The 23657-nt window shown below is 73.9% G+C and carries 26 protein-coding genes and 1 pseudogene; 18 read left to right on the plus strand and 9 right to left on the minus strand.

Annotated features, from left to right (window positions below; all coding sequences use genetic code 11):
- Positions 1-17: 17 nt before the first annotated feature.
- The 4 genes and pseudogenes from OG440_RS34395 to OG440_RS34410 form a co-directional block, all read left to right on the plus strand.
- Positions 18-159, plus strand: a pseudogene (locus OG440_RS34395) (SAM-dependent methyltransferase); the annotation flags it as partial.
- Positions 156-1475: a class I SAM-dependent methyltransferase gene (locus OG440_RS34400; RefSeq protein WP_406010655.1), complete on the plus strand. Its 1320-nt coding sequence runs from the start codon at positions 156-158 to the stop codon at positions 1473-1475. The pseudogene OG440_RS34395 and the gene OG440_RS34400, both read left to right, overlap by 4 nt.
- A gap of 63 nt (positions 1476-1538) precedes the next feature.
- Entirely contained in the window at positions 1539-1664 is a 126-nt protein-coding gene (locus OG440_RS34405; protein WP_406011576.1) for a hypothetical protein, read from the plus strand.
- Entirely contained in the window at positions 1664-1789 is a 126-nt protein-coding gene (locus OG440_RS34410; protein WP_406011577.1) for a hypothetical protein, read from the plus strand. The genes OG440_RS34405 and OG440_RS34410 overlap by 1 nt, the downstream gene beginning before the upstream one ends.
- A gap of 74 nt (positions 1790-1863) precedes the next feature.
- On the opposite strand, the gene OG440_RS34415 is transcribed toward OG440_RS34410, so the two are convergent.
- From OG440_RS34415 to OG440_RS34425, 3 genes are all read right to left on the minus strand, one after another.
- Complete coding sequence (locus OG440_RS34415) at positions 1864-2616, minus strand: anti-sigma factor domain-containing protein (RefSeq protein WP_406010656.1); 753 nt, start codon at positions 2614-2616, stop codon at positions 1864-1866.
- On the minus strand, positions 2613-3197 hold the full coding sequence (locus tag OG440_RS34420; RefSeq protein ID WP_406010657.1) for a sigma-70 family RNA polymerase sigma factor: 585 nt from the start codon (positions 3195-3197) through the stop codon (positions 2613-2615). The genes OG440_RS34415 and OG440_RS34420 overlap by 4 nt, the downstream gene beginning before the upstream one ends.
- 155 nt (positions 3198-3352) lie before the next feature.
- Entirely contained in the window at positions 3353-3946 is a 594-nt protein-coding gene (locus OG440_RS34425; protein WP_406010658.1) for a sigma-70 family RNA polymerase sigma factor, read from the minus strand.
- Positions 3947-4085: 139 nt separating this feature from the next.
- On the opposite strand from OG440_RS34425, the gene OG440_RS34430 reads away from it, so the two are divergent.
- Complete coding sequence (locus OG440_RS34430; RefSeq protein ID WP_406010659.1) at positions 4086-5054, plus strand: MerR family transcriptional regulator; 969 nt, start codon at positions 4086-4088, stop codon at positions 5052-5054.
- A gap of 115 nt (positions 5055-5169) precedes the next feature.
- Here OG440_RS34430 and OG440_RS34435 read toward each other — a convergent pair whose 3' ends face one another.
- Together OG440_RS34435 and OG440_RS34440 are read right to left on the minus strand one after the other, a co-directional pair.
- Positions 5170-6543, minus strand: a complete 1374-nt coding sequence (locus tag OG440_RS34435) for a cryptochrome/photolyase family protein (protein WP_406010660.1) — start codon at positions 6541-6543, stop codon at positions 5170-5172.
- Between the two features lie 150 nt (positions 6544-6693).
- Positions 6694-8211 (minus strand): SDR family oxidoreductase, encoded by a 1518-nt coding sequence (locus OG440_RS34440; protein ID WP_406010661.1) that lies wholly within the window; start codon positions 8209-8211, stop codon positions 6694-6696.
- Between the two features lie 124 nt (positions 8212-8335).
- Between OG440_RS34440 and OG440_RS34445 the strand changes: the two genes are divergently transcribed.
- The 5 genes from OG440_RS34445 (at position 8336) to ssuE (ending at position 12777) form a co-directional block, all read left to right on the plus strand.
- Positions 8336-8842: a MarR family winged helix-turn-helix transcriptional regulator gene (locus OG440_RS34445; RefSeq protein ID WP_406010662.1), complete on the plus strand. Its 507-nt coding sequence runs from the start codon at positions 8336-8338 to the stop codon at positions 8840-8842.
- Between the two features lie 240 nt (positions 8843-9082).
- A complete protein-coding gene (locus OG440_RS34450; RefSeq protein ID WP_406010663.1) occupies positions 9083-11188 on the plus strand; it encodes an MMPL family transporter in 2106 nt (701 codons plus the stop codon).
- 73 nt (positions 11189-11261) lie between these two features.
- Complete coding sequence (locus tag OG440_RS34455) at positions 11262-11429, plus strand: hypothetical protein (protein WP_176741484.1); 168 nt, start codon at positions 11262-11264, stop codon at positions 11427-11429.
- A gap of 251 nt (positions 11430-11680) precedes the next feature.
- Complete coding sequence (locus OG440_RS34460; protein ID WP_350786652.1) at positions 11681-11758, plus strand: putative leader peptide; 78 nt, start codon at positions 11681-11683, stop codon at positions 11756-11758.
- Positions 11759-12222: 464 nt separating this feature from the next.
- Positions 12223-12777, plus strand: coding sequence for an NADPH-dependent FMN reductase (gene ssuE, locus OG440_RS34465; protein ID WP_406010664.1), 555 nt, complete (start codon positions 12223-12225; stop codon positions 12775-12777).
- An 89-nt stretch (positions 12778-12866) separates the two neighbouring features.
- Here ssuE and OG440_RS34470 read toward each other — a convergent pair whose 3' ends face one another.
- Complete coding sequence (locus tag OG440_RS34470; RefSeq protein WP_406010665.1) at positions 12867-13895, minus strand: acyl-CoA dehydrogenase family protein; 1029 nt, start codon at positions 13893-13895, stop codon at positions 12867-12869.
- 98 nt (positions 13896-13993) lie between these two features.
- Between OG440_RS34470 and OG440_RS34475 the strand changes: the two genes are divergently transcribed.
- From OG440_RS34475 to OG440_RS34500, 6 genes are all read left to right on the plus strand, one after another.
- A complete protein-coding gene (locus OG440_RS34475; RefSeq protein ID WP_406010666.1) occupies positions 13994-14344 on the plus strand; it encodes a YciI family protein in 351 nt (116 codons plus the stop codon).
- Positions 14344-15543, plus strand: a complete 1200-nt coding sequence (locus tag OG440_RS34480) for an RNA polymerase sigma factor (protein WP_406010667.1) — start codon at positions 14344-14346, stop codon at positions 15541-15543. Before OG440_RS34475 ends, OG440_RS34480 begins: the two co-directional genes overlap by 1 nt.
- A gap of 168 nt (positions 15544-15711) precedes the next feature.
- The gene (locus tag OG440_RS34485; protein WP_406010668.1) at positions 15712-17070 is read left to right on the plus strand and encodes an aldehyde dehydrogenase family protein; all 1359 of its coding nucleotides are present in this window, start codon (positions 15712-15714) and stop codon (positions 17068-17070) included.
- Positions 17071-17550: 480 nt separating this feature from the next.
- A complete protein-coding gene (locus tag OG440_RS34490) occupies positions 17551-18117 on the plus strand; it encodes a sigma-70 family RNA polymerase sigma factor (protein ID WP_406010669.1) in 567 nt (188 codons plus the stop codon).
- On the plus strand, positions 18114-18980 hold the full coding sequence (locus OG440_RS34495; RefSeq protein WP_406010670.1) for a hypothetical protein: 867 nt from the start codon (positions 18114-18116) through the stop codon (positions 18978-18980). Before OG440_RS34490 ends, OG440_RS34495 begins: the two co-directional genes overlap by 4 nt.
- 54 nt (positions 18981-19034) lie before the next feature.
- Entirely contained in the window at positions 19035-19937 is a 903-nt protein-coding gene (locus tag OG440_RS34500; protein ID WP_406010671.1) for an aldo/keto reductase, read from the plus strand.
- Here the strand turns inward: OG440_RS34500 and OG440_RS34505 are convergent.
- Complete coding sequence (locus OG440_RS34505) at positions 19934-20407, minus strand: pyridoxamine 5'-phosphate oxidase family protein (protein ID WP_406010672.1); 474 nt, start codon at positions 20405-20407, stop codon at positions 19934-19936. The two genes, OG440_RS34500 and OG440_RS34505, sit on opposite strands and share 4 nt — an antisense overlap.
- A 210-nt stretch (positions 20408-20617) precedes the next feature.
- On the opposite strand from OG440_RS34505, the gene OG440_RS34510 reads away from it, so the two are divergent.
- Together OG440_RS34510 and OG440_RS34515 are read left to right on the plus strand one after the other, a co-directional pair.
- Positions 20618-21013 (plus strand): VOC family protein, encoded by a 396-nt coding sequence (locus OG440_RS34510; RefSeq protein WP_406010673.1) that lies wholly within the window; start codon positions 20618-20620, stop codon positions 21011-21013.
- Between the two features lie 25 nt (positions 21014-21038).
- On the plus strand, positions 21039-22109 hold the full coding sequence (locus OG440_RS34515; protein WP_406010674.1) for an adenosine deaminase: 1071 nt from the start codon (positions 21039-21041) through the stop codon (positions 22107-22109).
- Here the strand turns inward: OG440_RS34515 and OG440_RS34520 are convergent.
- Together OG440_RS34520 and OG440_RS34525 are read right to left on the minus strand one after the other, a co-directional pair.
- Entirely contained in the window at positions 22091-22606 is a 516-nt protein-coding gene (locus OG440_RS34520; protein ID WP_406010675.1) for a DUF664 domain-containing protein, read from the minus strand. The genes OG440_RS34515 and OG440_RS34520 overlap by 19 nt on opposite strands.
- 79 nt (positions 22607-22685) lie before the next feature.
- The gene (locus OG440_RS34525) at positions 22686-23570 is read right to left on the minus strand and encodes a LysR substrate-binding domain-containing protein (RefSeq protein ID WP_406010676.1); all 885 of its coding nucleotides are present in this window, start codon (positions 23568-23570) and stop codon (positions 22686-22688) included.
- Positions 23571-23657 lie beyond the last annotated feature (87 nt).

Here is a 23657-nt window from a genome sequence, read left to right on the forward strand (position 1 = left end):
GGGTCCGCCGCCATCCGGACGAGGTCGCCGCCCTCGGCTTCGACGCCACCCTTCCGCCGCATGTGGACCCTCTACCTCGCCTACTCCGAGGCCGGCTTCCGCTCCGGCTTCCTCGACGTCCAGCAGTACCTGTTCACCAAGGAGGACCCGACCCGATGACCGACGCGTACACCGCCCGCACCGCCCGGCCCGGCACCGCCCACCGGCTCGCCGCTCTCGTCGAGGACGCGCTCGGCACGACGCTGCCCGTCCGGCTGCGCGCCTGGGACGGCAGCGAGGCCGGTCCCGCCGACGGCCCCGTCGTGGTCGTACGCTCCCGGCGTGCCTTGCGCCGCCTGCTCTGGGAGCCCGGCGAACTCGGCCTCGCCCAGGCCTATGTGACCGGCGAACTCTACATCGAGGGCGACCTCGCGCACGCGCTGCGCACCCTGTGGGCGGCCGCCCGGGACCGGGGCCCGCACGCCTCCCGGTCCACCCTCGCCGACCGCGCCCGCACCGCGGCCGAGGCGCTGCGGCTCGGCGCCGTCGGACCACGTCCGGCCCCGCCCGCCGCCCAGGCCCGACTACGCGGCGGTCTGCACAGCGGGGCTCGCGACCGGGCCGCGATCAGCCATCACTACGACCTGTCCAACGACTTCTACCGCCTCCTCCTCGGCGAGCCGATGGCCTACTCGTGCGGCTACTGGGCCGACGGGGAACCCGACCGGACGCCCGCCGAGGCCCAGTACGCCAAGCTGGAGCTGGTCTGCCGCAAGCTCGCCGTCGTCCCCGGCGCGCGGCTGCTCGACATCGGGTGCGGCTGGGGCTCGCTCACCCTGTACGCCGCCGAGCGGCACAAGGCCCAGGTCACCGCCGTCACCCTGGCACACGAACAGGCCGCGTACGTGCGGCGCGAGGTGCGCGAGCGGGGACTTGAGCACCGGGTCGACGTGGTGTGCCAGGACTACCGGGACATCGACGGCGGGGCCTACGACGCCGTCGCCACCCTCGAGATGGGCGAACACGTCGGGGACGCCGAGTACCCCGCCTTCGCCGCCGCGCTGCGCCGGCTGGTCCGCCCGCGCGGCCGGGTCCTCGTGCAGCAGATGTCGCGGGGGCGGAACGCGCCGGGCGGCGGTCCGTTCATCGAGGCGTACATCGCACCCGACATGCACATGCGGCCGCTGGGCGAGACCGTCACGCTCCTGGAGGGCGCGGGTCTCGAGGTGCGGTCCGCCGAGTCGCTGCGCGAGCACTACGTGCGCACGGTCGCCGCCTGGCACCGGACGCTGGAGGACCGGTGGGCGGACGTGGTGCGGCTCGTCGGCGAGGAGACGGCCCGGGTGTGGCGGCTCTACCTGGTCGGCGGGGCGCTCGCCTTCGAGGAGGGCCGCATGGGCGTCGACCAGATCCTCTGCGTGCGGCCGACCCCGCTCGGGGACAGCGGGATGTCGGGCAGTCCGGAGAACTGGTACCGAGGGCTGGAGCAGTCGTGAGCGGCTTTCCCCGGCGCGCGTTCGCGCTCGATCCCGCCTGGGCCGCCGCAGCGGTCCTCGCCCGTGCTGCTCGTCACCTTCGTCCTGGCCGTACGCAAGGGCGTCCACCGTCTCGTGGACGTCGCCTGGGGCGTCGCGTTCACCGACTCCGCCGTCTCGGCCCTGGTCGCGCCGTCTCCCCGGTCGTGATGAGCTTCCTGCTGATCAGAGGCAGCGGAAAGCCCCTCCTGGAACGGCACATGGCCGGGCGGCCCGGATACGCCGAGTACGTCTCCCGCACGAGCGGTTTCTTCCCCCGGCCGCCCAGGAGCTGACCCGGGCGGCCGTCCGGGGGGGCAGGTGGACGAGCCCCCCGGACGGCCGTCCCTGCCGTTCCCCGCCGGAGGGGTCAGGCGGGGAACGGCAGCAGGGCGACGGGCGGCAAGGTGGGCTTCTCGGAGCCGCCCGCCGGTTCGACCGTGATGCCCACCCGGGACGCGTCGTCCACCGTCCCCCGCAGCACCACCGCCTGACTCGTGCGACGCGGATCCATCAGCCCCGCGTCGCGCATGACGCCCTGCTCGTCGAACCACAGCTGGTACACCTTGCCGCCCGGAGGCTCGGCCATCCCGGCGGCGAGGAACACCGCACGGTCGAGGCTCGCCGACACCACCACCGTCGCCTCGGCCCCGTCCGCCAGCCGGACCGTACGCGAGCGGGTGTCGGGCGCCGCGAGCACCGCGGACAGCTCGGCGGACGCGCGCTCCGAGCGGCCGGCCACGGCACGGGCGTCCTCGGCGCGTTGGTACTGCCACACCGTCGTGCCGCCCAGCGCGGCCGTCGCCGCCAGACACGCGGCCAGGACCCAGCGCGACGCCCACCACGCCCTTCGCGCCCTGCGTTCCGAACGGTCCCAGGGCGCCCGGGCCGGGGTGGCCTGCCGGACCCCGGCGATCCGCCGCAGCACCTGCTCCCGTGTGCCGGGGGCCGGCCGCAGCGACACCGCCAGCCCCAGCCGGGCGGCCGTCGCGGTGAACTCCTCCACCTCACGGGCACACGGTTCGCAGCCCGCGAGATGGCGTGCGAAGGCGGCACGTTCGTCGTCCTCCAGGGCGTGCAGGGCGTACGCGCCCGACAACGTGTGCGGATCCGACGTGATCACGCGCTCACCCCCAGGCAGTCGCGCAACCGGATCAGCCCGTCACGGAGCCGGGTCTTCACCGTGCCGAGGGGCACCGCCAGCGCCTCCGCGACCTGCCGGTACGTCAGCCCCCGGTAGTAGGCGAGCTCCACCGCCTGCCGCTGGATCTCGGTCAGCGTGCGCAGACAGCGCCGCACCTGTTCCCGTTCGAGCCGCGCCTCCACCTGCTCGATGACCTCGTCGTACTCGGGCGCGTGGTCGAGCAGTGCGGCCCGGTGCTCGCGCGCCGCCGCGGCCTGGACCGAGCGGACCCGGTCGACGGCCCGCTGGTGCGCCATGGTCAGGACCCAGTTGACGGCCGAGCCGCGCTCGGGCCGGTACCGGGGTGCCGAGCGCCATACCTCCACCAGCACCTCCTGCGCCACCTCCTCCGACTGCGCCGGGTCGCGCAGCACCGCGCGCACCACCCCGAGCAGCGGCCCCGCGACGATGTCGTAGAGACCCGCGAAGGCCTCCTGGTCGCCCAGGGCCACGGCGCCCAGCAACTCCTGGGGATCCGGCTGGGTGGCCGGGTTCCGGCCGATGTGGACGGCTTCCTTCACGGGGGATCCTTCGGGAGTACGGGGTTTCCGGGCGTAATCCGGTGCGGGAGGGGCGGGGGATTGGTCCCCGGCCGGAATTTCCTGGCGGATCCAAACGCAGCGTTTGTGCGTCGAATTCGGGTTCGCCCGGGGAACGCGCGTGCGGGCGGGTGCGCTCAGCCGAGCGGTCCGGGCTCCAGGCGGCCGCGCAGCCGCAGCATGCCGCGCCGGGCGTGGCTCTTGACCGTGCCCAGCGGCCAGCCCGTGCGCTCGGCGATCTGCGTCTGCGTCAGGTCCTCGTAGAAGGTCAGGCGCAGCACCTGCCGCTGGGGTTCCGGGAGCCGGGCGAGTTCGCCGCGCACCAGGACGCGGTCGAGGGCCTCCTCGGGACGACCGCGGCCGGGGTCGCGCAGGGTCAGCCAGGAGCCGGCCGAGGCGACGAGTTCCTGACGGCGGGTGCGGGCGGCCAGCGCGTCGGCGATCTTGCGCCGGGTGATGCCCACGATCCAGCCCCCGAGCGCGCCCCGCTCGGGCCGGTACCCCGCACGGCCGCTCCACACCCCGAGGAACACCAGCTGGGTGACGTCCTCGGCCTCCCTGGAGTCGCCGAGCGAATGCCGGGCGAGGGAGTGCACCAACGGGCGCCAGCGGTGGTACACGGCGGCCAAGAACGCGTCGTCGCCCGACACCAGGCCCCGGGCGAGTTCCTCGTCGGCGAGCGGCTCCCGCGTCGGGTCGGGACAGGGCACGGCGGTCGGCTGCGGGCTCATGACGACGGCTCCTCGCGTCGGGCGGCCTGCGCGCAGACCGTTCCGGGACATGCTCCGGGGCGGGCCCCGGTGACCTCATCCTGCGAGCCGCGGACCATGCGCCTCAACATGCGTCGTTTCTGCGTCGTATCGTCGCTCCATGAGCGCTTTCCCGAGCCCCGACGACGCCGGTCTGACGACCGGGGCACTGGCCCGCCGACTCGGCGTGGCACCCACCACCCTGCGTTCCTGGGACCGCCGCTACGGCATCGGACCCGCCGTCCGCGCCGACGGGCGGCACCGGCGCTGGCGGCCGGAGGACGTGGCCGTACTGGAGACGATGTGCCGGCTCACCTCGTCCGGTGTGCCGCCCGCGGACGCGGCCCGGGCGGCGAAGCGGGGAACGCCGCAGCCTTCCCCCGAACCGACGGGCGGGGCCGCCGCGCGGCCGGGCGCCGCCGGGGCCCTCCCGTTCGGCGGCGATGTCCGCCAGGAGTGCCGGGGGCTGGCCCGCGCCGCCGTACGGCTCGACGCGCCCGCCGTCGCGGAGCAACTGGCCATGGCCGTCGAACGGCACGGACTCACCGTCGCCTGGCAGGAGGTGATGGTGCCCACCCTGCACGCCGTGGGACGCAAGTGGGCCTCGTCCGGCGACCGGTACGTCGAGGTGGAGCACCTGCTTTCCTGGCACGTCTCCACCGCCTTGCGCAGCGCCACCCGCCCGGTCGTGCCGGGTGACGTCACGGGGGGCGGGCCCGGGCCGGTGGTGCTGGCCTGTGTGCCGGGCGAGCAGCACAGCCTGCCGCTGGAGGCGCTCAACGCGGGGCTCGGCCGGCTCGGCGTCCCCACGCGGATGTTCGGGGCGGCGGTGCCCGTCGAGGCGCTGACCGCGGCCGTGCAGCGGCTGGGCCCGGTGGCCGTGGTCCTGTGGGCCCAGGCCCGCTCCACCGCGAGCCTGCCCCTCGCCCGGCACATCGCCGAGACCCGCTGGGGCGTCACCGGAGCCCGCCGGGCCCCGACCGTGATGCTCGCCGGTCCCGGCTGGGCCGGCCGCCCCACCCCGGGCCTGCCCCGCCCGACCGGGCTGAGCGACGCCCTGACCCTCCTGGCCGGGGCCTACAACGCCTGACGAGCGCCACCCGCCCCGGCCGCTCGGACGGTTCCGGCGGCCTTCGCCCCCGGCCCGCAGGCGACCCGGGTCCGTGGCCTTTCGGCGAGCGGGGCGTCCGTCCGGTGACGGACGCTCAGGAGCGTTCCCTGGCCCGCTTGAAGCGGGCGAGTCCTTCGGAGAGCTCGACGATCGGATCCGGGTAGTCGAGTGCCGCCCGGTCCGCGTGCGGCAGCTTCCACGGCTCGTGCACCCCGGGTGCCGTCAGGCCCGCGAGCTCCGGCACCCAGCGCCGTACGTACGCCCCGTCGGGGTCGTAACGCTTCGCCTGCGTGACGGGGTTGAGGACCCGGTTGGGCCGCGAGTCGGTGCCGGTCCCGGCCATCCACTGCCAGTTGAGCTGGTTGTTGGCCACGTCCCCGTCGACCAGCAGGTCCAGGAAGTGGCGGGCGCCGACGCGCCAGTCGACGTACAGCGTCTTGGTCAGGAAGCTCGCGGTGAGCAGCCGTCCCCGGTTGTGCATCCACCCCTCGTGGCGCAGCTGCCGCATCGCAGCGTCCACCACCGGATAGCCGGTACGGCCGTCCCGCCAGGCCTCGACGTCCTCGCGTGCCGTGCGCTCCGAACGCCAGCGGTCGTGTTTGGTGCGGTAGTCGGCGCTCGTCGCGGTGGGCCGGGCCGCCAGCACCTGACGGTGGAAGTCGCGCCAGGCCAGCTGCCGCACGAACGCCTCGGCTCCCGGCCCGCCGACGCGGCGCGCCCGGTGCACGAGCTCCACCGGGGACAGGGTGCCGAAGTGCAGATGCGGCGAGAGCCGGGAGGTCGCGTCGCCCGCCAGGTCGTCGTGCCGGTCCTCGTAGGCGCCGATGCCCGACCGCAGCCAGGCGGCGGCCCGCTCCCGGCCCTCCTCCTCACCCCCCGCGGCCAGCCCCGGCGACAGCCCCGGCAGCCCCGCCCGGGTGGGCAGCTCCTCCGAGCCGACCCCGTCCGGCACCCGCACGGTCCCCGGCGCGTCGAGGGGCACGCGCAACCGCCACCGCGACCAGTGTCCGAAGTACGGGGTGAAGACGGCGAAGTGGTCCGAGGAGGTCGGCGTCACCGCTCCGGGACCGACGGCGGTGGTCACCGCGTCGTGCACATGCAGCCGCACACCCTCCGACTCCAGGGCGCGCCGCAGCCGTTCCTCGCGGTGCCGCGCGTGCGCGCTCACGTCGGCGGCCAGGTGGACCTCGTCCGCGTCCGCCTCGGCGGCCACCCGGCACACCTGCTCGACCAGCTCACCCGAGCGGATGACGAGCCGGCCGCCCCGCGCGCGGAGCCCCGCGTCGAGATCGCGCAGACAGTCGGCGAGGAACGCCAGCCGGTTCGGCGCGGCGAACCCGGCCCTCTGCACGGCCCGGTCGCGCACGAACAGCGGGACCACCTCCCGCGCCCCGTCGAGGGCCGCGCGCAGCGGCGGGTGGTCGTGCAGACGCAGGTCCGCGGTGAACAGGACGACCGAGACGTTCATGGCAGGGCTCCGGGGCAGGGGGGTCGGACGGTCAACTGCTTCCGGGAGGCGGCGCCCGGCGGATGCGGCGGATGCAGGGGATGCGGCGGATGCGGGAGTGGCGGGGCATGCGGCGGGACCGCGCCGGGCTGGTCGCTCGCCGGGAGCTCGTCAGCGGACGGGCTCCCGCTCCCGCGCCGCCGAGTCCGCCACCGCCGCCTGGGCGATGTTGCGGGCCATGCCGCCGAAGACGAGGGCGTGGAAGGGGGAGACGCTCCACCAGTAGGCATGGCCGAGCAGCCCGTGCGGGTGGAACAGCGCGCGCTGACGGAAGCGGGTACGGCCGCGGGCGTCCGTCTCCGCGTACATCTCCAGCCAGGCCAGGCCCGGCAGCCGCATCTCGGCCCGCAGCCGGAGCAGGTGTCCGGGCTCGATCTCCTCGACCCGCCAGAAGTCCAGCGAGTCGCCGACGCGCAGCCGTGCGGCGTCCCGGCGGCCGCGGCGCAGCCCCACCCCGCCGACCAGCCGGTCGAGCCGGCCGCGGACGGCCCAGGCGAGCGGGAAGGAGTACCAGCCGTTGTCGCCGCCGATGCCCTCGATCACCCGCCACAGAGACTCCCGGGGGGCGTCGACGGCCAGTTCGCGGACGTCGGTGTAGAGGCTGCCGCCCGCCCAGCCGGGGTCGGTGGGCAACGGGTCGCTGGGGGCACCCGGGACGGAGGCGGAGGACCACCGGGTGGCGACCCGCGCGTCGCGCACCTTGCGCAGGGCGAACCGGACCGCCTCGTCGAAACCGAGCGGATGGCCGGGCGGATCCGGCACGTACCGGACGATGTCCCGCTCGTGGCAGACCACCTCGTGCCGCAGCGACTCGGTGAGCGGCCGTGCGATCGACGCCGGCACGGGGGTCACCAGCCCGACCCAGTGGCTGGACAGGCGCGGGGTGAGCACGGGCACGGACAGGATGAGCCGGCGGGGCAGTTCGGCGACGGCGGCGTAGCGGACCATCATCTCGCGGTACGTCAGGACGTCCGGCCCACCGATGTCGAAGGCCCGGCTGACGTCCTGGGGCATCCCGGCCGAGCCGACGAGGGCGCGCAGCACGTCGCGCACGGCCACGGGCTGGATCCGGGTGTGCACCCAGCTCGGCGTGACCATGACCGGCAGCCGCTCGGTCAGATAGCGCAGCATCTCGAAGGAGGCCGAGCCCGAGCCGATCACGACCGCGGCCCGCAGCACGGTGGTGGGGACCCCCGAGTCGAGCAGGATCCTCCCCACCTCGGCGCGGGAGCGCAGATGCGGCGAGAGGTCACGTTCGGGCACCCCGGCCGGGGTGAGGCCGCCGAGATAGACGATGCGACGTACGCCCGCCGCGCGCGCCTGCTCGCCGAAGACGCGTGCCGCCCGCCGGTCGGTCTCCTCGAAGTCCTCGCCGGTACCCAGCGCGTGCACCAGGTAGTACGCGACGTCGACCCCCCGCAGGGCCGCCGCGACCGACGCGGCGTCCGTGACGTCCCCGCGCACCCTCTCGACGTCACCCGCCCACGGGTGGTCGCGCAGCCGCTCGGGGGAGCGGGCCATACAGCGCACCCGGTGGCCCGCCGCGAGCAGCTCCGGGACGAGCCGACCGCCGATGTATCCGGTGGCGCCGGTGACCAGGCACAGGGTGCCGCGGCCGTCTGCGGTCATGAGTCCTCGCTCCTTCGCGTCGGTGGCCCTCTCGCAGATCGCTTCCACGCGCGGGAGGCCCGCGGATGCGGCGGGGGCTGTTGTGCACGAACGAGTGATCGCGGACGGCGACTACGCTGGCTCCGTGGCCACAGCGAACGACCGTGAGGGGCGGGTGCCGGGACAGCCGTCCGAGGCGTCCGGGACGCCGACCGACCTGCACGCCTTCGCCGTACGGCTGCGCAGGATGAACGGCGAGATCAACCGGCTGGTGCACGGGTTCGCGGGCGACCAGGGGCTGCACGCCACGGACGTCCAGGCGCTCGCCGCGATCCTGGACGCGGACGAGCCGATGACCCCGAAGCGGCTGCGCGAGCATCTCGGTCTCACCTCCGGCGCCGTGACCGCGTGCGTGGACCGGCTGGAGCGCGCGGGGCACATCCGCCGGGTGCGGGAGAGTGCCGACCGCCGGGTGGTCCACCTGTACTACGCGGCCGACGCCCGGTCGGTGGCCCGCTCCTACTTCCGGCCGCTGGCCGAGGCGACCCAGGCCGCGCGCTCGCGGTTCACCGAGGCCGAGCTGTCGGTGGTGCTGCGCTTCCTCACGGCGATGGGCGAGGAACTGTCCGGGATCACCTCTCCCCGGGGCTGAGACCGACAACGACGCGAGTCACCTGGGCGCCACGTCACCAAGGCGCCGAGTCGCCAAGGCGCGGGGACGGGCGCCGGGCGCGGATGGTCCCGGTGCGCGCCGAAAAAGGCCCCGGTCCGCCGCATCCGGGGACCGGCCGAGGGCAGAAGGACGGGCAACGTCTACGATCGCTCGACAGCAACTTACTCAATCATTGAGATTGTTTGTTGTTGAGATACTTACTCTTCGAGCTGGAGAACGATGTCCACCACACCCCGACGCGCCCGCTGGCTCGTGCCGGTCCTCCTCGTCGCCGTATGGCTCGGCGTGGGCGGCGTCCTCGGCCCCTACGCCGGCCGTCTCGGCGAGGTCGCCACCAACGACCAGGCCGCGTTCCTGCCCCGCAGCGCCGAGTCGACCGAGGTCATCGCCGCGCAACGCGCCTTCCGGCAGAACGAGACGCTCCCGGCGATCGTCGTCTGGACCGCGGACACGGAGGCCGCGACCGGGGTCCAGGACCGACGGGGCGCCGCCGGTCGGGCACTCGCCTCGCTCGCCGACGACCCGGGCGTGGCCGGTGACGTGTCGCCCGCGTTGCTCTCCCAGGACGGGGAGGCCATCGAAGGCGTGGTGCCCCTGCGCCCCGACCTCGGGGACGACCTCGCCCCGACCCTCGACCGGATCCGAGCCGCCGCCGACCGCGTCCCCGGCGCGACGGTCGCGCTGGCCGGACCGGCCGCGACCCAGGCCGACCTGTCCGACGCCTTCGCCGGCATCGACGGACTGCTGCTCGCCGTCGCGCTGGTCACCGTCCTCGTCATCCTGCTGCTCGTGTACCGCAGCGTGCTGCTCCCCTTGGTGATCATCCTCGGCGCGGTCTTCGCCCTCGGCCTCGCCTGCGCGGTCGTGTACGCGCTCGCCGACCACGACGTCGTGCGCGTCGACGGACAGGTCCAGGGCATCCTCTCCATCCTGGTGATCGGCGCGGCCACCGACTACGCCCTGCTGCTCACCGCCCGGTACCGGGAGGAACTCGCCGCGCGCACCGACCGGTTCGCCGCCATCACGGCCGCGCTGCGCAAGTCCTGGGGCGCCGTCGTCGCCAGTGCCGCGACCGTCGCCCTGGGGCTGCTCGCCCTGCTGCTCAGCGACCTCACCAACAACCGCGCGCTCGGGCCGGTCGGCGCCATCGGCATCGGCTGCGCCGTGCTCGGCACGCTGACCTTCCTGCCCGCCGTCCTGGTCCTCCTCGGCCGGGCCGCGTACTGGCCCGCCCGCATGGCGGCGGGCGGCGCGGGCCACGGCGTCTGGCAGCGCGTCGCCGGCCTCGTCGACCGGGCGCCGCGCCGGGTCTGGGCGGTGACCCTCGCCGTCCTGCTGGCCGGGGCAGCCTTCGCCCCGACGCTCGCCTCGAAGGGCGTCCCCCTCGACGAGACCTTCGTGAACGACGCCCCCTCCGTCGCCGCGCAGGAGACCCCGGGCCGGCACTTCCCCGGAGGCTCCGGCAACCCCACCGTGGTCGTCGCCGACGCCGACCGGCTGGCGGAGGTCCTCGCCGCGGCCCGGGGCACCGAGGGGGTCGCCTCCGCGGCCGGTACCACCGGGTCCGGCCGGCCCGGCGGCGAACCCCTGGTGGTCGACGGGCGGGTCCGGGTGGACGTCACCCTCGACTCCGCCGCGGACGGCGACGCCGCACTGCGGACGGTGGCGCGCCTGCGCACCTCCCTGCACGCCGTCCCCGGCGCGGACGCCCTCGTCGGCGGCTACACGGCCCAGCGGTACGACACCCTGCGCACCGCCGAACGCGACCGCACCCTCATCGTCCCCGTCGTCCTCGCCATCATCTTCCTCATCCTGACGGCCCTGCTGCGCTCGCTGCTGATGCCCGCACTGCTGGTGGCCACGGTGGCGCTGAACTTCCTCGCCACCCTGGGCGTCTCCGCTCTGGTGTTCCGGCACGTGTTCGGTTTCAGCGGCACCGATCCGTCCGTACCGCTGTACGGCTTCGTGTTCCTGGTGGCGCTGGGCGTCGACTACAACATCTTCCTCATGTCCCGGGTGCGCGAGGAGTCCCTGCGGCACGGCGTCCGCGAGGGCGTCCTGCGGGGTCTGGTCACCACCGGCGGTGTCATCACCTCGGCGGGTGTGGTGCTCGCCGCCACGTTCGCCGCGCTCGGGGTGATCCCGCTGGCCTTCCTGGCCCAGATCGCCTTCATCGTCGCCTTCGGCGTCCTGCTCGACACCCTCGTGGTGCGCTCGCTGCTGGTGCCCGCGCTGGTACGGGACATCGGCGCACCCGCCTGGTGGCCGGGACGGCTCGGGCGCGGCCCACGCGCGGCGGCTGACGAACCGTCGGAACGGAGCTGAACATGCTCGTGCCGATCCAGGGCAACCGAACCCCAGAGAAGGTGTCCGTGTCGCACGGGAGGTGTCTGCCGCTATGAGCGCGAAGGTGTTGGAGCGATTCCCCGCAGGATCCCCGCGAGGATCATGGCCGGCGGAGGAGTACGCGGCTCGGCGGCGGGCCGAGGGGGAGCCCGCCACCGTGGTCATGGACCTGAAGTCGGACGCCTTCCTCGTCGTGGTCCCCCTCGGCGACGAGGACTGAACCCCCACGGGCACGCGCGGCCCGGGCGCGGCAGGACGGACACCCCGGTGGTCCCGTCCCCGCGGCGCCCGGGTGCCGCGCTCGCCGTCGGGACTTCGCGTGCCGTCCGCATCCCGCAGCTTGTGAGTCCGTGAGTCCGTGCAAGGGTCCGTCTGCCGCGTCCTCGGGAAAGTCCGTGGTCCGCGATACGAGACCTGCCGGGTTTGCCTTGACTGCCGTCGCGGGCGGCTGCCACGATCGACGACATGCAGATGCGACTGGACCTCACGCGGCGACGCCATGTCGACCTCGCGCGCGTCTCCAGCGCCTCCTGTTGCGCCGCGGCCTGATCCCCTTCTCGCGATCCGCCGCGCTTTTCCTTCTCCGGCCGAACTCACCGCGCCCGCTCGTCTCTTGGTGTCCTGACCCCGCCGGTGACAGCGTGCCTCCGGTGCACCGCCGACTCGGGTCCGCGCCGTGAGTCCGTCGTGCCGGAGAGCGTTGCGCACCGGGAATCACGCAGGACCGCCCCGCCCGTGAACGTCACCGTCCGCGAGCAGAAGGCCCGGCTCCCGACTCCCGACTTCAGGCTCCCCACGTCCGACTCCCGACTCTGGCACACCCGGGCAGAGTTCATCCCCACGCATGTCCTGTAGCCCTCACGCGCTGCACGATCCCGTCGCGCACCAGCGCCTCCAGGCCGGCAGCCGGGTCCTCGAGGGCGAACTGCCCGCACCCACCTGGTGATCCCGACCGCTCCCACCGGAGCGCCCCGCCCCGGCGAGACGCTCCGCGCTCCTTCGAAAGAGGACCCATGGCCACCGTCCTGTCCGTCTCCGGCAGCCCTTCCGCCTCCTCCCGCACCGGCCGTCTGCTGCGCCATCTCGACCAGCGGCTCGCGGCCCAGGGACACGAGGTGATCCCGCTCGACGTCCGTACGATCCCGGCCGAGGCCCTGCTCGGCGCGGACTTCCGCCACCCGGCGATCGTCGAGGCCACCGAGCTCTTCGCGCGCGCCGACGGTGTCGTGGTGGGCACCCCGGTCTACAAGGCGTCCTACTCCGGTGTCCTCAAGGCGCTCCTCGACCTGCTCCCGCAGTACGCGCTCACCGGCAAGACGGTCCTGCCACTGGCCACCGGCGGCTCCACCGCCCATGTCCTCGCCATCGACTACGCCTTGCGTCCCGTGCTCAATTCCATGGGCGCGGCCCATGTCGTGCAGGGCTGGTTCACGCTCGACAAGGACATCACCGCCCACGAGGACGGCACCGTGACGGTCGCCCCGACCGCCACCGAGGCGCTCACCCACGTCGTCGACCAGTTCTCGGCCGCTCTCGGGCGCACGCCGTACCTGGCGGCGGCGAGTTGACCGCCCGACCCCGTCCGGCGCGCCCTGCCGCACCGTGAGCCGCCGGTCGGCCGGTGGGCCGGCCGGTCAGCGGTCAGCCCGTCAGCCCGTCAGCCCGTCAGGGCGTCGAGGTGGGACGACCGTGACTCCCGGGTCTGGGCCTGGACCATGAGGAACAGGGCTTCCCGTGCCAGGCGTTGGGCCTTGTTCGTCAGCAGCATGGAGCGCCCGCCGCCGCTCACCACCGCTGCCGTGGTGGCCGCCCGCATCACCTCGGAGGCCTGTGTCCGCAGGGCCAGGCGGTCCGTCAGGCGTTCGTGGGGCGCCGAACCGTCGGCCAGGGCGTAGGCCTGGGTGCGGACCTCCGTGAGGCGGGTACGCAGCGGGGCCGCCGTGTTCTCGTCCAGCAGGGTCAGGGCCGCCTCCGTGACGCCGAAGACCGCCGGGTTGGCGTTGGCCGTCTTGAGGCGGTCGGCGGCCGACCAGCGTTCGTGCGGGGTGCGCAGCGCGACCGCCTCCTCCGGGAGCCACAGGCCGTCCAGTTCCAGGGAGACCGTGCGGGCCGCGGTGAGGGCGGCGAGGCGCATCGGGGCCGAGGCGCGCAGGCCCGGCTGCTCCCGTGCCTCGGTGAACGCGAACACGACCTCGCCGGTGTCGGTGACTCCGGCGAGCAGCAGCAGGTCGTTCAGGCCCCACCCGGTGTACCAGGGGACCGCCCCGTCGAAGCGCCGGCCGGCCCGCTCCCGGGTGACCCGGACGGGGACGCGCGGATACGCCCGCAGGTGCGCGTACGCCACCCCCGACAGCAGCTCGCCGGTCGCCAGCGGGCCGAGGAGGCGCTCGCGCGCCGGGCCCTCGTTCCGGGCCAGGGTCAGCACCGGCGTGTGGTGCTGTGCCTGGACGAACCAGGTCGAGCAGCACGCCCCGGCCAGGATCTCCGTCGTCTCGCGCAGCACCGCACCGGGTGCCGCGGCCCCGCCGTACTCCTTCGGCGCGTTCAGCCCGAGCAGGCCCGAGCGCCTGATCTCCGCGAGGTGGCTCGCGGGCACTTCACCCTGGTCGACCTGTTCGGCGTGCGGGGCGAGGAGGTCGTCCGCGAGGCTGCGGGCGCGGGCGACGAGGGGGTGCGGAGCGGTCATGGGCAGGATTCTTCCGGGTTTCGTGGCGCGGGGTGTCGATCCGGGGGGTCGCCGTTCGTGTAGGAGGTGACAGAACGGCACGAGACGTGGAGGACGTCATGAAGCACTACCTGCTCAGCGTGATCACGCCCAGCGAGGGCGAGCCGCCGTCGGCCGAGGGGATGGCGGAGATCGGCCGCAATCTCGAGACGTTCCACCGGGAGCTGCGCGAGGCCGACGCGTGGGTGTTCGCCGGGGGACTGCACGGGCCGGAGACCGCCACCGTGCTCCGGCCGGGCGGTGACGACGTCCTCGTGACCGACGGGCCGTACGCCGAGGGCAAGGAGTACCTCGGCGGGATCTGCCTGATCAAGGCGCCGGACCTCGACGCCGCCCTGCACTGGGGCCGCCGGGCGACCTGGGCCACCACCCTTCCCATCGAGGTGCGGCCCTTCATGGGCGAGGCCTGATGCCTCTCGACGTCGAGGCCGTGTTCCGCGCGGAGTACGGCCGCGCCGTCGCCGTCCTGGTCCGTTTCCTCGGTGACATCGACCTCGCCGAGGAAGCGGTGCAGGACGCCTTCACCACGGCCGTCGGGCGCTGGCCGCAGACCGGTGTGCCGCCGAGCCCGGCCGGCTGGATCATCACCACCGCCCGCAACCGCGCCGTCGACCGGCTGCGCCGGGAGTCCACCCGGGACGCCCGGCAGGCCGAGGCCGCCCTGCTCCACGCCATCGAGCCGCCCGCGGAGGAGGGCCCCGTGCGCGACGACCGGCTCCGTCTGATCTTCACCTGCTGCCATCCCGCGCTGGCGCCGCAGGCGCAGGTCGCCCTGACCCTGCGTCTGCTCGGCGGACTCACCACCGCCCGGCTCGCCCGCGCCTTCCTCGTCCCCGAGCCGGCCATGGCCCAGCGACTGGTCCGCGCCAAGGCGAAGATCCGGGACGCGCGCATCCCGTACCGCGTGCCGCGCGACGCCGACCTGCCCGACCGGCTGAGGGGCGTGCTCGCCGTCGTCTATCTGATCTTCAACGAGGGGTACGGGGGCGACCCGGGCCTGTGCGCCGAGGCCCTGCGCCTGGGCCGGCTCCTCACCGCGCTGATGCCGGACGAGCCGGAGGTCACCGGGCTGCTGGCGCTGATGCTGCTCGTCGACTCGCGCCGGGCCGCCCGGGAGGACGCCGACGGCACGCTCGTACCGCTGCCCCGGCAGGACCGCGGCCGGTGGGACCGGGACCTGGTCGCCGAGGGGCAGTCGCTCGTCCGTCGCTGTCTGCGCCGGAACCGGCCCGGTCCGTACCAGATCCAGGCCGCGATCCAGGCCGTCCACAGCGACGCGCCGACCGCCGCGGACACCGACTGGCGGCAGATCCTGCGCCTGTACGACCAGCTCATGGAGCTCGCCCCGAGCCCGGTCGTGGCGCTGAACAGGGCCGTCGCGGTGGCGGAGACGGAAGGCCCGGACCGGGCCCTCGACCTCGTCGACGCACTGCGCCTCGACGGTTACCACGTCTGGCACGCCGTCCGCGCCGACCTGCTGTGCCGTCTGGGCCGGGTGGCCGAGGCGGCGGGGGCGTACGAGAAGGCCCGCGCGCTGAGTGAGAGCCCGGCGGAACGGGCCTTCCTGGACCGGCGCGCACGCGCGCTCGCCGAAGAGGCCGGTGAGTAGTCGCCGCTCCCGGGAATGTATTTTGGCTCATGAAAGGTTGGTATATACATCGAGCTGCCCGCCCGCCCCGAGAACGAGCCCGACCGCTCGCACGAAGGACGAATCGACAGCCCGTACCGATACCGAGACCCCAGGGCCGTAAGGCCCGCGCACCCCCAGCGAGGCACCGTGACCACCGCAGCCACTCCCGAGCAGTCCCAGGACGTCGTAGCGGCCCTTCCCGAGCGGCCCGCCGACGTCGTGGCCCGGCTGCGCGCCACGTTCCGCACCGGCCGCACCCGGCCCGTCGGCCGGCGCACGGAGCAACTGCGCCGCCTGCGCGACCTGCTCACGGAGCGCGGCGCCGACCTGGCCGACGCCCTCCACGCCGACCTGGGCAAGAGCTCCGCCGAGGCGTACCGCACCGAGATCGACTTCACGGTCCGCGAGATCGACCACACCCTCGACCACCTGGACGAGTGGCTGCGTCCGGAGCCGGCCCCGGTCCCGGCCCATCTGGGCGCCGACGCCACCGCGTGGACGCGGTTCGACCCGCTCGGCGTCGTCCTCGTCATCGCGCCCTGGAACTACCCCGCGCAGCTCCTGCTCGCCCCGCTGGTCGGCGCCCTCGCCGCAGGGAACACGGTGGTCGTCAAGCCCAGCGAGCTCGCGCCCGCCACCTCCGCCGCGCTGGCCCGTCTGCTGCCGGCGTATCTCGACACCGACACGGTCGCCGTCGTCGAGGGCGGGATCCCGGAGACCACCGCCCTGCTGGCCGAGCGCTTCGACCACATCTTCTACACCGGCAACGGCACCGTCGGACGCGTCGTCCTGCGTGCCGCCGCCGAGCACCTCACCCCCGTCACGCTCGAACTCGGCGGCAAGTCGCCGGCGTTCGTCGACCGCGACACCGATCTCCCGGTCGTCGCCGACCGGTTGGCCCGCGGCAAGTTCCTCAACGCCGGCCAGACCTGCGTCGCCCCCGACTACGTCCTCACCGACCCCGGCACGGCCGCCGCCCTCGAACCCCTGCTGATCCGCGCGGTCGAGACGCTCTACGGGACCGATCCGCAGGCCTCCACCGCCTATGGCCGCATCGTCAACGAACGCCACTTCGACCGGCTCGCCGCGCTGCTCGACTCCGGCCGGATCGTGGTCGGCGGCGGCAGCGACCGTACCGACAAGTACCTCGCGCCCACCGTCCTCGCCGACGTCGACCCCGCCTCGCCCGTGATGCGGGAGGAGATCTTCGGCCCGATCCTGCCGATCGTCACCGTCGACGGCCTGGACGAGGCGATCACGTTCATCAACGACCGGGACAAGCCCCTCGCCCTGTACGTCTTCACCGAATCCGGCGAGACCCGGGAGCGCATCGCCGACGAGACCTCCTCGGGCGGCCTCGGCTACGGCCTGCCGCTCGCCCATCTCACCGTCTCCGACCTGCCGTTCGGCGGGGTGGGCGAGAGCGGCATGGGCAACTACCACGGCCGCTACTCCATCGAGACGTTCAGCCACCGCAAGGCGGTGCTGGAGAAGCCGCTGCGCTGAAGCGGGGCGGCTGCGGCGGGGGCCGGGCGGGCCGTGAGCGGGGGCTGCGCGGCACCGGGTGGCCTGCGACACGACGAGGGCGGACGCGAGCGGGCGAAAACGGACGGGAGTGAGCGGAAGTAGCCCGCCAAGCGGCAGTCGGCGTCCGGGGATTGACCCGGAACGGCACGGTCCGTAGTCCGAAACGGCCAATTCCGTCGGACTTTCGAACCCGGCATGCACGAAACGGCACCGCCGGACGCCGTGGAGGCAGAAGGTGTGACCGATGCCTTCCGGGGACCGTGAGCCCCGCACAGCCAGCGGAAGGACCGAAGGGTCCGTGAACGACCAGTTCGAACAGCTCGCCCGCGACGTGGCGTTGTCCGTGCTAGCCCTCCGGGTTTTCGGGCCCGGTGCCCTCACCCTCGCGCGTCGGTTCGTGGCCGCACTCGTGCGGGTGGGCGTCCGGGAGATGGACCGCCGACTTCCGGGAGGCGATCGGTGACCCAGGAGGAGTTGCGACCCGCGGGCAACCCGCGGGCGCCCGAGAAGCTGCCCCTGGACTTCAGCGCCTTCCACCGGATGCACCGCCCGCGGTACGTCCGGGAGGCCGAACGCTGTCTGCGCTGCCGCGCGGACGCGGAGGAGGCCGTGGACGAGGCGTTCGTCCAACTCGCCCAGCAGTGGCCGCGGATACTGCGCGCCGAGAACCCCGCCGCGTACGCCTGGCGGGTGATGAAGAACCGCGTCGTCGACCACGCCCGGGCTCGTGGCCGGCGTGCCACGCTGATGGACACCGCCGTCTTCGAGACGGTCACCCTCCAGGGCGCCGAGGACGCCTTCGAGGTGATCGAGCAGAACCTGCGGCTGTTCCGCGCGATCTCCGCCCTGCCCGAGCGCCAGCGCGACGTCATCCGGCTGCGCTACTGCGAGTGCTACAGCACCGCCGACGTGGCGTTCCACCTGGGGATCACCGAGGCCGGGGTGCGGTCCACCGAACGCTATGCCAAGCGCCGGCTGCGGGAGATCTACACATCGTGCGCCAAGGAGGAGGCGGAGCGGTCATGACCTTCGACACCGAGAGCGACATCGACACCCTGCTGGCCGGGGCGCGGCTGGTACCCACGGCCCCCTACGGCCGCTCGGACATCGAGGCCGCGGAGGCCCGTGTCGCCGCCCGGGTCGCGGCGGGCGGCCCCGGCGAACCCGTGGCGCGGGTGTGCCCGCAGCGCGCCGCGGCGGCCCGCAGGCCCCCGCGGGTCCACCCCGCGGCACGGGATCTCAGAGCGCTGTGCGAGGCGCTCCTGACCCGGCCCGGAGCCCTGACCGGTCTCGGCAACTTCCTCGGCAGCTCCCTGCCCGAGCCCTCCGGCGCCCGGATCCTCGGCAGCCTCCTGTACCTCGCCGACTGCGAGGACAGCGCCCGCTTCTGGTGGCAGTACGGGGCGGGGGCCTCCGACACCGTCTCCTCGTACTGCCTCTACCTCCACCACCGCTCGTTGGGGGAGGACGAGGAGGCCGACTGGTGGCTGCGGCACACGGAGATCACCCCCGCCACCCTGAGCCGGGAGGCCACCGAACTGGAGATCGCCACCGCCCTGCACGTGCTGAGCGGCCTGCGCCGCGGCGGCAGAGGACTGCCCGAGGCGCTGCGGGCGCTGGTGGAGTACGTGCCGGCCGTGGTCGGCTTCGTCGACGACGACCTCGAACTCCCGCTCCCCGAGGGCGATCTGGCCGAGATCGTGGAGGACGTCGTGGCCCACGGCGCGCCCCCCGCCAAGGAGCGCCGCTGCGCCAGGTCCGGCGGGCTGCCCGAACGCCGTGAGCCGACCGTGCACACGGTGTCCTCGGCCACCCCCCGCACGGCCCGGCACTGGAGCCGTGACGTGCAGGAGGCCCTCCGCAAGTGCGAGGAGACCGTGGCCTGTTGAGGGTCGGCGCCGTCGGCCCCGGCCGCCGCGCGCGGCGCGTGCGAGACTGCCCGGATGACCTCCGAAACGATCACCGCGGATGCCGCGGGCACCTGGGACGTCGGCGGCCTGACGGTCGGCCGCATCGGCTTCGGCGCGATGCGGCTGACCGGCAGCGCGGCCTTCCATCTCGGCACGCCCAGCGACCGAGACCGGTCGATCGCCGTGCTGCGCAAGGCGATCGACCTCGGCGTCCGCCACATCGACACCGCCGCCTTCTACTTCTCCGCCCTGCGCTCCGCCAACGAGCTCATCAACAGCGCGCTCTCCCCGTACCCGGACGACCTGCTCATCGCCACCAAGGTCGGTCCCTTCCGCGACTACGCGGGGGAGTGGGGCACCTCGGCCCGCCCCGAGGACCTGCGCGGCCACGTGGAGGAGAACCTGCGCCAGCTCGGCCGTGACCACCTCGACCTGGTGTACCTGCGCCGGATGCGCCAGGAGTCGATCGCCGAGCACTTCGGCGCCCTCGCCGAACTGCGCACCGCCGGACTGGTCCGCCATCTCGGCATCTCCGACGTGGAACCCCGCCATCTCGCCGAGGCGCAGGCCATCGCCCCCGTCGTCAGCGTGCAGAACCGTTACGGGCTCGGCCACCACGCCCCGGCGACCGGGGAACTCCTGCGCGTCTGCGGTGAACAGGGGATCGCCTTCGTGCCCTTCTTCGCCATCGCCGGCGACGGCGGAGCCCAGGGCGCCACCACCGCCCACGACGAGGCGGTGCTCGCCGTCGCCCACGCCCACGGCACATCCCCCGCCGCCGTCCGCCTCGCCTGGACCCTCGCCCAGGGGCCGCACGTGCTGGCCATCCCGGGCACCGGAGACCCCGGCCACCTCGTCGAGAACGTCGCGGCGGGCGCGCTGCGCCTCACGCCCGAGGAACTGACCCACCTGAACGCCGCCCACCGCGCCGCCTAGCCCGCCGGCGCCGGGACGACCCACACCCCGTCCCGCATCAGATGGCGCCGAGGCAACTCGTGCCCCTCGTGCCACGCCTGTACCGCGACGGGCCGCACCCTGAAATAGGCGTACGACGCGCTGTCCCGGCCCGGATCCCAGCCCGTCCTCGCCAGGAACGCCCGGGCGGCCTCCTCCGGTACGTCCTGCGGGGTGTACGTGTCGACCTCGCCGTCGATGAGGACGACGTCCCGCGTGTCCCCGAAGGCCAGGCGGGCCCGGCCGCCGTCCCGGAGGTTGCGGCCGGTGGGATTGGTGAGGCGGGTGGAGAGCCACAGGTGCTCGCCGTCCCAGACGAACCACAGGGCGACGAGACACGGCAGCCCCTCCCGGTCCGCCGTGGCGACCCAGACGTCGGTCTCGCGTTCCAGGCGCTCCGTGACGTCCCGCCTGCGCTGCGCGGGGGTGCGGGGAGGCTCTGTGATCTTCATGACCGGGACGGTAGCGGCGGCGGGGGCCGTCCGCCTCGGACCAGGGTCCCGGCCCGCCTCGGCCTCGCGACCTAAGGCCTCTCCTCGATCATGCGACGGGCGGCCACCGGCGTGACGCGGGAGGCGACTGGCGTACGGAACGTTTTACGTATAACCTCACCCGTCAATCGCACCTCCCCACCGCTTCCGCACGCTCCCCGAAAGGCCACGATGAGTCGCATCGCCCTGGTCACGCTCGTCGTCGGCGACTACGACGAGGCGATCCGCTTCTACACCGAGGCGCTCGGCTTCCGGCTCGTCGAGGACGAACCCCGTCCCGACGGCGCCCGCTGGGTCGTCGTGCGGCCGGGGGACCGCCAGGACGGCGTCGCACTGCTGCTCGCTCGGGCCAAGGACGACGCCCAGCGCGCCCGGATCGGCGACCAGACCGGCGGCCGCGTCGGGTTCTTCCTGCACACCGAGGACTTCGCCGGCGACCACGCCCGCATGCTCGCCGCCGGCGTGACCTTCCTGGAGGAGCCCCGCCACGAGGCCTACGGCTCCGTGGCCGTCTTCCAGGACCTGTACGGAAACCGCTGGGACCTGCTCCAGCCCGCCACCACCTGAGAACCACCTGCCGAGGAACACACTCATGACCGCGCCCCGCATCGACACCGACACTCTCCGCCGCCTGCCCAAGGCCGTCCTGCACGACCACCTCGACGGCGGCCTGCGCCCCGCCACCGTCGTCGAGCTCGCGGACGCGGTCGGCCACACCCTGCCCACCACCGACCCCGACGAACTCGCCGCCTGGTACTTCGAGGCCGCCAACTCGGGTGACCTGGTGCGGTACATAGCCACCTTCGAGCACACCCTCGCCGTGATGCAGACCCGCGAGGGCTTGCTGCGCACGGCGGAGGAGTACGTGCTCGACCTGGCGGCCGACGGAGTCGTCTACGGCGAGGTCCGCTACGCCCCCGAGCTGAACGTCAACGGCGGGCTCAGCCTCGCCGAGGTCGTGGAGACCGTCCAGGAGGGCCTCGCGGCCGGTATGGCGAAGGCTGCCGCGGCCGGGACGCCGGTCCGGGTCGGCACGCTGCTCTGCGGCATGCGGATGTTCGACCGGGTGCGCGAGGCCGCCGACCTCGCGGTCGCCTTCCGGGACGCCGGTGTCGTCGGCTTCGACATCGCCGGCGCCGAGGACGGCTTCCCGCCCGCCGACCACCTCGCCGCCTTCGAGCACCTGCGCCGCGAGAACGTCCCCTTCACCATCCACGCGGGCGAGGCGCACGGCCTGCCCAGCATCCACCAGGCCCTCCAGGTCTGCGGCGCCCAGCGCATCGGCCACGGCGTGCGGATCACCGACGACATCGTGGACGGCAAGCTCGGCCGCCTCGCGGGCTGGGTCCGCGACCGCCGGGTGGCCCTGGAGATGTGCCCGACCTCCAACCTCCAGACCGGCGCGGCCACCTCGATCGCCGAGCACCCGATCACCGCGCTGAAGGACCTCGGCTTCCGCGTCACGCTCAACACCGACAACCGGCTGGTCTCCGGCACGACGATGACCCGTGAGATGTCGCTGCTGGTCCAGGAGGCGGGCTGGACCGTCGAGGACCTGCGCACCGTCACGGTGAACGCCCTCAAGAGCGCGTTCGTGCCGTTCGACGAGCGCAACGCCCTCATCGAGGACGTCGTCCTCCCGGGTTACGCCGCCGCGCTCTGAAGCAGCCCGCGGACGTAGGCGGCCTGTCCGACGTGCTGGAGGTCGTCGGACAGGACGCTGATCAGGCGTACGCCCAGGGTGACGGGCGGATCCCAGCGCTCGTCCACGACGCGCTCCAGGTCCGCCGCGGTCAGCGCGCGCAGCGCCGCCAGGCTCTGCGCGTGCACCGCGTCGTAGTACCCGGTCAGCAGGCCTCCGTCGGAGACCCGGACCTTCGCCACGGTCGCGTCGCTGTGCCCGTATCCGGTGTCCCGGCGCGGCAGATCGAGGCCGAAGCGTTTCTCCCAGTCCTGGGTCAGCCACACCTGGTCGAGCCCGAAGGCGTCGGCCACGTGGTCGTCCTGGACGCGGGTGAGATGCCAGACGAGCCAGGCGACCGAGTTCGACTCGGCCGTGGGCCGGGCGTTGAGGTCGTCGGGGTCCAGGCCCTCGACGGCGGCGTGGACCTCTTCCTGGATGCGGCTGTACCCGTCGATGAGGATGTCCTTGGCATGCATACGTCCACCATCGCGCACCCGGCGCGCACCCGCTCCCCGTTTCCCGTTCCCCGGGCTCACCCGCTCCCCGGTTCCGCGCTCACCCGCTCCCCGTTTCCAGCAGTGCCATCAGCGCCCTGGCCGCCGGACTGGTGGCCCGGGCGGGCGGCAGCAGCGCGACCGTCTCGTACACCGCCTCGCCGGTGCCCTTGAGGGGCAGCGCGGTGAGCGCCGCCCGCTTGTGCCGGAAGTGGCGCGGTACGACGGCGACGCCCAGGTTCTCGTCCACCAGGTCCAGCAGACTGTGCACGTCGTTGACCTCCAGGGCGACCGTGCGCCGCACCCCCGCCTCGGCGAACGCGGCGTCGGTGGCGCGGCGCGGCCCCCAGTCCGGATGGAAGTCGACGAAGACCTCGCCCGCGACGTCCTGCGGCGTCAGGGCCGCCGACACCCCGGCGAGCCGGTGGTCGGGATGGCACAGCACGTACATCGGCTCACTGGCCAGCGGCGCGCAGCGAAGCTGGTCGGTGTCGGTCTGGGTCCGGTAGGCGAAGGCCAGGTCGAGCCGGCCGGCCGCCACCTCCTCGCCGAGCGCCCCGGAGCCGGTCTGCCGCAGCCGGATCTCCACATCCGGGTGGCGGCGCCGGAACGCCGCGAGCAGCCCGGCCACGTCCACTCCGGCGATGCACTGCTCGGTGCCCACGGAGAGGGTGCCGCGCACCACGCCCTGCACGGCCGCCACCGCTTCGTGGGCGGCCCGCACCTGCGCCAGGATCCGCTCGGCCTCGGCCAGCAGCGCCCGGCCCGCCTCCGTGAGCGTCACCCGCCGGGTGGTCCGGACGAACAGCGGAGCGCGCAGCTCCCGCTCCAGGGCCCGGATCGACGCCGACAGGCCCGACTGGGAGACCATCAGCCGCTCGGCGGCCCGGGTGAAGTGCTGGTCCTCGGCGACCGCGACGAAGTGCTGGAGGTGGCGCAGTTCCATGATTGAGAAGCGTAACCGCACAATTCCATCGGATTCTTCTGTTGGACCACTATCCGCAGGTCGGCCAGAGTGGAGGGCGGTTCCCGA

The sequence above is a fragment of the Streptomyces sp. NBC_00637 genome (genome assembly GCF_045161545.1).
Lineage (GTDB): Bacteria > Actinomycetota > Actinomycetes > Streptomycetales > Streptomycetaceae > Streptomyces.

What these genes read in the sequence shown, in the direction of transcription:
- OG440_RS34525 (WP_406010676.1), bottom strand. Translation starts at nt 23,570, where the DNA reads ATGGAACTGCGCCACCTCCAGCACTTCGTCGCGGTCGCCGAGGACCAG.
- OG440_RS34495 (WP_406010670.1), top strand. Translation starts at nt 18,114, where the DNA reads ATGACCTTCGACACCGAGAGCGACATCGACACCCTGCTGGCCGGGGCG.
- OG440_RS34430 (WP_406010659.1), top strand. Translation starts at nt 4,086, where the DNA reads ATGAGCGCTTTCCCGAGCCCCGACGACGCCGGTCTGACGACCGGGGCA.
- OG440_RS34470 (WP_406010665.1), bottom strand. Translation starts at nt 13,895, where the DNA reads ATGACCGCTCCGCACCCCCTCGTCGCCCGCGCCCGCAGCCTCGCGGAC.
- OG440_RS34440 (WP_406010661.1), bottom strand. Translation starts at nt 8,211, where the DNA reads ATGACCGCAGACGGCCGCGGCACCCTGTGCCTGGTCACCGGCGCCACC.
- OG440_RS34400 (WP_406010655.1), top strand. Translation starts at nt 156, where the DNA reads ATGACCGACGCGTACACCGCCCGCACCGCCCGGCCCGGCACCGCCCAC.
- OG440_RS34425 (WP_406010658.1), bottom strand. Translation starts at nt 3,946, where the DNA reads ATGAGCCCGCAGCCGACCGCCGTGCCCTGTCCCGACCCGACGCGGGAG.
- OG440_RS34475 (WP_406010666.1), top strand. Translation starts at nt 13,994, where the DNA reads ATGAAGCACTACCTGCTCAGCGTGATCACGCCCAGCGAGGGCGAGCCG.
- OG440_RS34505 (WP_406010672.1), bottom strand. Translation starts at nt 20,407, where the DNA reads ATGAAGATCACAGAGCCTCCCCGCACCCCCGCGCAGCGCAGGCGGGAC.
- OG440_RS34510 (WP_406010673.1), top strand. Translation starts at nt 20,618, where the DNA reads ATGAGTCGCATCGCCCTGGTCACGCTCGTCGTCGGCGACTACGACGAG.
- OG440_RS34410 (WP_406011577.1), top strand. Translation starts at nt 1,664, where the DNA reads ATGAGCTTCCTGCTGATCAGAGGCAGCGGAAAGCCCCTCCTGGAACGG.
- OG440_RS34520 (WP_406010675.1), bottom strand. Translation starts at nt 22,606, where the DNA reads ATGCATGCCAAGGACATCCTCATCGACGGGTACAGCCGCATCCAGGAA.
- OG440_RS34480 (WP_406010667.1), top strand. Translation starts at nt 14,344, where the DNA reads ATGCCTCTCGACGTCGAGGCCGTGTTCCGCGCGGAGTACGGCCGCGCC.
- OG440_RS34460 (WP_350786652.1), top strand. Translation starts at nt 11,681, where the DNA reads ATGCGACTGGACCTCACGCGGCGACGCCATGTCGACCTCGCGCGCGTC.
- OG440_RS34435 (WP_406010660.1), bottom strand. Translation starts at nt 6,543, where the DNA reads ATGAACGTCTCGGTCGTCCTGTTCACCGCGGACCTGCGTCTGCACGAC.
- OG440_RS34500 (WP_406010671.1), top strand. Translation starts at nt 19,035, where the DNA reads ATGACCTCCGAAACGATCACCGCGGATGCCGCGGGCACCTGGGACGTC.
- OG440_RS34450 (WP_406010663.1), top strand. Translation starts at nt 9,083, where the DNA reads ATGTCCACCACACCCCGACGCGCCCGCTGGCTCGTGCCGGTCCTCCTC.
- OG440_RS34455 (WP_176741484.1), top strand. Translation starts at nt 11,262, where the DNA reads ATGAGCGCGAAGGTGTTGGAGCGATTCCCCGCAGGATCCCCGCGAGGA.
- OG440_RS34515 (WP_406010674.1), top strand. Translation starts at nt 21,039, where the DNA reads ATGACCGCGCCCCGCATCGACACCGACACTCTCCGCCGCCTGCCCAAG.
- ssuE (WP_406010664.1), top strand. Translation starts at nt 12,223, where the DNA reads ATGGCCACCGTCCTGTCCGTCTCCGGCAGCCCTTCCGCCTCCTCCCGC.